The 7,131-nt window shown below is 40.4% G+C and carries 6 protein-coding genes; 1 reads left to right on the forward strand and 5 read right to left on the reverse strand.

The annotated features are described in order from the left end of the window. The 5 genes from WB217_RS03545 to lepA form a co-directional block, all read right to left on the reverse strand. Window positions 1–748 (reverse strand): Hsp70 family protein (locus WB217_RS03545; RefSeq protein WP_423990695.1); only part of this gene is annotated, 748 nt, incomplete at its 3' end. Window positions 749–783: 35 nt separating this feature from the next. After that, window positions 784–1,365 carry a nucleotide exchange factor GrpE gene (gene grpE, locus WB217_RS03550; protein ID WP_423990697.1) on the reverse strand — a complete coding sequence of 194 codons (582 nt, stop codon included), beginning with the start codon at window positions 1,363–1,365 and terminating at the stop codon, window positions 784–786. Window positions 1,366–1,536: 171 nt separating this feature from the next. Beyond that, entirely contained in the window at window positions 1,537–2,568 is a 1,032-nt protein-coding gene (gene hrcA / locus WB217_RS03555; protein WP_423990699.1) for a heat-inducible transcriptional repressor HrcA, read from the reverse strand. 76 nt (window positions 2,569–2,644) lie between these two features. Further along, on the reverse strand, window positions 2,645–3,784 hold the full coding sequence (gene hemW, locus WB217_RS03560; protein ID WP_423990701.1) for a radical SAM family heme chaperone HemW: 1,140 nt from the start codon (window positions 3,782–3,784) through the stop codon (window positions 2,645–2,647). Between the two features lie 109 nt (window positions 3,785–3,893). After that, window positions 3,894–5,729: a translation elongation factor 4 gene (gene lepA / locus WB217_RS03565; RefSeq protein WP_423990703.1), complete on the reverse strand. Its 1,836-nt coding sequence runs from the start codon at window positions 5,727–5,729 to the stop codon at window positions 3,894–3,896. 407 nt (window positions 5,730–6,136) lie between these two features. Between lepA and WB217_RS03570 the strand changes: the two genes are divergently transcribed. Further along, entirely contained in the window at window positions 6,137–6,979 is an 843-nt protein-coding gene (locus WB217_RS03570) for a nuclease-related domain-containing protein (RefSeq protein WP_423990705.1), read from the forward strand. The last annotated feature ends 152 nt before the right edge of the window (window positions 6,980–7,131 follow it).

The raw sequence follows: 7,131 nt of genomic DNA on the forward strand, positions 1-7,131 counted from the left end.
GTGTAGAAGTTACACCAGAAAGATCCTTCTTAGCTTTTTCAGCTGCATCCTTTAAGCGCTGAAGAGCCATTTTGTCTTTTGAAAGATCGATGCCGTTTTCCTTCTTGAATTGCTCAACCAAATAGTCAATGATTACCTGGTCAAAGTCATCGCCGCCAAGACGATTGTCACCAGCAGTAGATTTTACTTCAAATACTCCATCGCCCAATTCAAGGATGGAAACGTCAAACGTACCGCCACCTAGGTCATAAACTAGGATTGTCTGGTCTTCATCCATTTTGTCAAGGCCATATGCAAGTGCGGCTGCAGTTGGCTCGTTAATTATACGTTCAACTTCCAAACCTGCAATTTTACCTGCATCTTTAGTAGCCTGACGTTCTGCATCATTGAAGTATGCTGGTACGGTAATTACAGCCTTTGTTACAGGCTCACCAAGATAGTCTTCTGCATAAGACTTCAAGTATTGAAGAATGACAGCAGATAATTCCTGAGGTGAGTATTCCTTGCCCTCAGCTTCAACTTTATGGTCTGTACCCATGTGACGCTTAATTGAAATGATTGTATTAGGGTTTGTGATAGCCTGGCGCTTAGCAACCTCGCCTACCTGGCGCTCCCCATTTTTAAATGCTATTACCGAAGGTGTTGTTCTGTTTCCTTCTGGATTTGGAATAACCTTTGGCTCGCCGCCTTCAAGTACGGCAACACAAGAGTTAGTTGTACCTAAGTCAATACCGATGATTTTACTCATATTTATTACCTCCTAGCTAAAATATGTAACCGCGATTATTGGTTCACTTTTACCATTGCTGGACGAATTACGCGGTCTTTAAGCATATAACCTTTTTGGAACTCTTCAACTACGATGTTAGAACCGTAATTTTGATCTTCAGCCTGCATGACGGCCTGGTGAAGATGTGGATCAAATTCTTTGCCAACAGCTTCAATTGCTTCAACACCCTCATTTTTAAGAGCATCCAGCAAGCTGCGGTAAACCATTTCGACTCCCTGCATAAGGGATTTTGCCTGTTCGTTATCTACTTCCATCTTCAATGCTCGCTCAAAATTATCAATAGCTGGGAGCAGATCAGTGATTACGCTTTGTGCTTTATATTTAGCGCTCGCTTCAAGTTCAATCCTTGATCGGCGGCGGAAGTTATCAAAGTCAGCTTGTAGGCGCAGGTAACGGTTGTCAGCATCCTCAAGTTTCGCCTCCAATTCAGCTATTTTAAGCTGAGCTGGATCTTGCTCCTGATCAGGAACTTCTTCAGTTTGTTCAGAAGCTTCATTTTCAGCAAAAACCTCTTCAACCGTCTCTTCCTCCAACTGGCTGTTCAACTCTTGCTCAGTGTTTCTTCCTTCTGTCACGTTAACTCACCTCCCTTAAAGAATGGCGGCCTTGCCGCAGATGTTGGTCGGGCAACGCCCGGTAGTACATTTATTTCAATGAAGGATACAGACGGATCTGGTCTTCATCAGAAAACACATGACAATTCGGGATGGAACAGGCTACTCCACCCTTAATCAATATTTCCATGCCTATTTATTTTGATACAGCTCCGTCAACACCTTTGTAAGGTCTGTACTGATCAATTGGAGCAGGCTTATTACCCGTGAATATTCCATCCTCGTTGGACCAAGCACAGCAATCGTACCTAGTTTTTCAGCTCCCATCGAATAGGTAGCTGTAATGAGGCTGCAATTTTCCATGGCGGAATTATCATTTTCCGTGCCAATTTTAATGTTGATTCCAGCAGGATTCTTCCTGATCAGCTGATATAGTCCATCCTCTTGCTCAATCATGTTCATAAGACTGCGGATTTTTTCAACATCATTGAATTCAGGCTGGCTCAGGATATTGGTCTTGCCTCCGAAAAATACCTTTTCATGCGCAGGCATGTTCAAAGTATCGGTTATCGTATTCAGAAGCAAATCATAGCTGCTTATATGCTGACGCAGCAACACAGCAATTTCCTTATAAATCTTTGAGTTAAGATTTGTAAGAGGAACGCCTGCCAAACGTTCATTGAGAATATTGACCATTTTTTCAACATCCGAAGGATCAACACTTGTTGGAAAATGGAACATCCTATTTTCCACATGACCTGTATCCGTTACGATAATCGCGATCGCGGTATCTTTGTTCAACGGGACAATCTGGAGCTTTTTTAATTTATTGTCCTTTACAGCTGGCCCTAAGACAATCGACGTATAATTGGTCATTTCCGAAAGGATCTTTGCTGATTTTTGAACGATTTTTTCAAGCTCGTAAATTCTTTCAGCAAAAATGGAATTAATCGCAGCCATATCTGAATGATTCAACTTTTGCGGCAGCAGAAGATTATCAACATAATAACGATACCCTTTCTCCGAAGGAATTCTACCCGAAGAAGTATGGGTTTTTTCAATAAAACCTAGATCCTCTAGATCTGCCATTTCATTCCGGATTGTAGCCGAACTGAAGGTTATTTCCTCTTTTTTCGACAAGCTCCTTGAACCTATCGGCTGAGCTGAACGAATAAAGTCATCAACAATCACCTGCAATATTAGCACCTGACGATCTGTTAACAACATCATCACCTCTGTTAGCACTCTATAAGAACGAGTGCTAATTCTAAAAATAATTTATCAATAAACGCTGAGGATGTCAATGATTTGATACCCCAATGAATGATTGAAAAACTTCATTGCCGAGCATCCGTCCCTGCCGAGTTAAGAAGATACGTTTCTCATCCATTTTTAACAGTCCTTTTTCAGACCATTGATTAATTTGCTCAGCAAATAAATGAATTGGATTTTCATTGAATTTATCCTGAAAATGTCGAATCGATACACCTTCTGTTTTCCTTAGTCCAAGGAACATTTCCTCTTCTATCTTTTCCTCGCGGGAGACTTGGTGCGCATCCATGATTGGCAGCTCATCCTTCGCCAACGGCTCCATATATTTTTTGAGCGGACCGTAGTTGGATTGCCTCATACCGTTTATATAGCTGTGTGCCCCTGCTCCGAATCCATAGTATTCTTCATTATTCCAATATGTTAAATTATGCCTGCTTTCAAACCCAGGAACAGCAAAGTTGCTGATTTCATATTGATGCAGCCCATGAAGCTCCATTTGCTCCATAAGCGTTTCATACATTTCAGCTTCTGCATCCTCTCCCGGAACTGCAAGCATGCCCTTTTGCATAAGGTTATAAAAAACAGTTTTTGGCTCAATGATCAGTGAATAGCCAGAATAATGGACAAGTCCCAGACTTAGTGCTGTATGAATGGATTCTATGACATCATTCTTTGTCTGGCCGGGTAGGCTGTAAATAAGATCAACACTGATATTTTCAAAGCCTACTGCTTTTGCATTGTCGATTGATTCAAAGACATCCTTTGCACGATGGCTCCTGCCAATTCTTTTAAGGAGTTCATCATTGAAGGTTTGTACCCCAAAGCTTAATCGATTAACTCCAGCATCCTTTAGGATTGCCAGCTTTTCCTTTGATAGATCACCAGGATTCGCTTCGAAGGTATATTCAGTATTTTTGTCGATTCTAAGCTGATTTTGGATAGCCACGACCAGTTTTTCGAGTTGCATCTCATTTAAGGCAGTCGGTGTCCCGCCACCGACAAAGACCGTTTCAAGAACACTTGGATTTCCTTTTACTGTTAGCTCCATTTCCTTTTCTAGCGATTGCAAATATTCATCAACAGGCTGCCCTTTCATGAATACCTTGTTAAAGTCGCAGTAATGGCAAATATGATGGCAGAATGGAATATGGATATATGCTGCTTTCATTTATCGATCACTTCCTAAGAGGCCTTAGCCATGATTTAACTGAATAACTATTGAAAAAAGAGGCTAGATACACTTGCATCCACAAGTACATCCAGCCTCCCTTGCTATTTTATTTCTTCGGAGTGGTATCGTCCATTTTCAGAACGGCCATGAAGGCTTCTTGCGGAACTTCAACAGAACCAACCTGCTTCATCCGTTTCTTACCTTCTTTTTGCTTATCAAGAAGCTTTCGTTTACGTGAGATATCCCCACCGTAACATTTAGCCAATACGTTTTTGCGCATAGCTTTAATCGTTGAACGAGCCACGATTTTTTGACCGATTGCTGCCTGGATTGGAACCTCAAACTGCTGCCTGGGAATTAAATCCTTCAATTTCTCAACAATGATTTTTCCGCGTTCATATGCAAAATCATTATGAACGATGAAGCTCAAGGCATCTACTTTTTCAGCATTTAAAAGGATATCCATTTTAACAAGCTTAGATGGTTTATAGCCAATCAATTCATAGTCAAATGATGCATAGCCTTTTGTACTTGATTTCAACTGATCGAAGAAATCGTAAACAATTTCGGATAACGGAATTTCATATACAATATTCACACGAGTTTCATCCATATATTGCATATCGATGAAAATTCCACGTTTGTCCTGGCAAAGCTCCATGATTGCACCGACATAATCATTCGGAGCCATCATTGTTGCTTTTACATAAGGCTCCTCAACACGTGCAATCTTTTGAGGGTCTGGCATGTTTGATGGATTATCCACCTTCAATTCAGAACCGTCAGTCATGATAACATCGTAAATAACACTTGGTGCTGTGGTGATTAGATCAATTTTAAATTCACGTTCGATCCGCTCCTGGATGATTTCCATATGAAGAAGTCCAAGGAATCCACAGCGGAATCCAAATCCTAGTGCCTGTGATGTTTCCGGCTCAAATTGAAGTGCTGAATCGTTAAGTTCAAGTTTTTCAAGAGCTTCTCTTAAATCGTTGAATTTAGCACTATCAATAGGATACAAACCGCAATACACCATCGGGTTCAAGCGACGATAACCGGGAAGCGCTTCAGTAGCACCATTTTTCGCATTAGTGATTGTATCACCGACACGCGTGTCGCCAACATTTTTAATAGCCGCTGTTAAAAAGCCTACATCACCAACAGTCAGCTCTGCTGAAGGAGTCGATTTTGGAGTAAACACTCCTACCTCTGTCACTTCAAATTCCTTGCCTGTCGCCATCATCTTAATTTTATCTCCAACCTTGACCGTACCATCGACCACCCGAATATAGGCTACAACACCACGGTAGGCATCATATAGAGAGTCAAAAATCAAGGCTTTCAAAGGTGCATCGGGATCCCCTTCCGGAGCCGGAACCTTAGCAACGATTTGTTCAAGGATTTCTTCAATCCCAATTCCCGCTTTTGCAGACGCAAGAACAGCTTCAGAAGCATCCAAACCGATTACTTCTTCAATCTCATTTCTTACACGCTCTGGATCCGCACTTGGTAAATCAATCTTATTGATGACCGGCACAATCTCCAGGTCATTATCGATTGCCAGGTACACGTTCGCCAAAGTCTGTGCTTCGATTCCCTGTGCGGCATCGACAACTAGTACAGCACCTTCACAAGCTGCCAGGCTTCGTGAAACCTCATATGTGAAATCGACGTGTCCAGGAGTATCAATCAAATGGAATGTATAGATTTCTCCGTCTTTCGCCTTATATTTCAATTGCACTGAATTCAATTTAATTGTAATTCCGCGTTCACGCTCTAGATCCATGGAATCTAAAAGCTGATCCTTCATCTCACGAGATGTTAATGCATTCGTCTTCTCGAGAATCCTGTCAGCCAATGTAGACTTACCATGGTCAATATGGGCGATAATCGAAAAATTACGTATTTTGCTTTGTCTTTTAAGTCTATCTTCTCTGTTCATTGCGTTTCACTCCTACTATACTCGCGCATGTACACTATTGTTGATTATATCAGCAGGAATATCAAGATTCAATGAAAAACGAAAAGTGCAGTCTACATGATAGTGGATTGATAGAGTTTTTTATCTTTTTTAAACCCTGTTGATTGTAGCGGAAGGCGCTTAGACTCCTGCGGACTCAGCGCCAGACCCGCGGAAAGCCAAGCGCCTGAAACGAAAATCAACAGCCTTGTTTAACAGAGAAATCCATGCTAATGAATAGGCTACGAGCTGTATATGTACTAAAACGTTCACTGGATATTTGTATACTTTTCCATAAAAATAGAGGAGAAAGGATGTGGATCATGTTATTTAAGAAGGAACGCTCTGAATCAGAAGAATTAAGAGGTTTGAAGGCATTGGATTTTCGGATGGATTTAGAAGAAAAAGACAAACAGTATTATTTAAATCTCCAAAAAGGTTTTGAAGGCGAGGTTATGTTTGATGAGTATTTACACGGAATAGGAATAGAATCTTATGTGCTCAATGATTTACTTTTTGAATTGAATCATTCTCATTTTCAAATTGACTCTCTGATGATTTCCGAGAATCTCACTTATCTTTTTGAGGTGAAGAACTACGAAGGAGAATTTTATTTTGAAGGTGACAAATTCAAGAAGAAAAACGGAACCGAAGTAAAAAATCCATGGCTCCAATTAGAGAGGAACGAATCACTTTTAAGACAGCTTTTTAATAGTATTGGAGTAAAAAACCCCATAGCTGCATTTCTCGTTTTTATTAATCCCGGATTCACTTTATACCATGCCCCCCTTGACCGGCGAACCATCCTCCCAACTAATCTCAATCGTTTTATTAAACAAATTAATAATCAGAAGTCGATATTGAATAACCACCATGACAGACTTTCGGAAAAATTACTTTCATCCCATTTGACGAAATCTCCTTTCACCAAAATACCCCAGTATGATTATGCCCAATTGCGAAAAGGAGTGTTTTGCCAGTCATGCGGTACGGTAATGGAGGAGTATCGCCCGGTCATATTAACATGTAATAAATGCGGAATGCATGAGAATATGAAAAACGCTCTCTTACGATGTATTGAGGAGTATCAGATCTTATATCCAACTAAAAAGATCACTACGAATATCATCTATGAATGGAGTGGCGGTATTTTTCCAAAGAAAACAATCAGAAAGATATTGAAGGAGAAATTCATAGTTTTAGGTTCGGGAAAATGGTCATACTATGAATGATTTTTTAATTTTTGATTTGGTCACCAATGATATCATTGGTGACTTTTTTTGATGTCAATGAAATCAGTGGTATATCTAAATTCTACTTTATCGCTTTTACAGGCATTTATAGGCTTCATTAGTGCCCGGATTCCATCTTCTTACTTTTATGG

Origin of the sequence: Mesobacillus sp., assembly GCF_049588175.1 — a bacterium.
Classification (GTDB): domain Bacteria; phylum Bacillota; class Bacilli; order Bacillales; family Cytobacillaceae; genus Mesobacillus.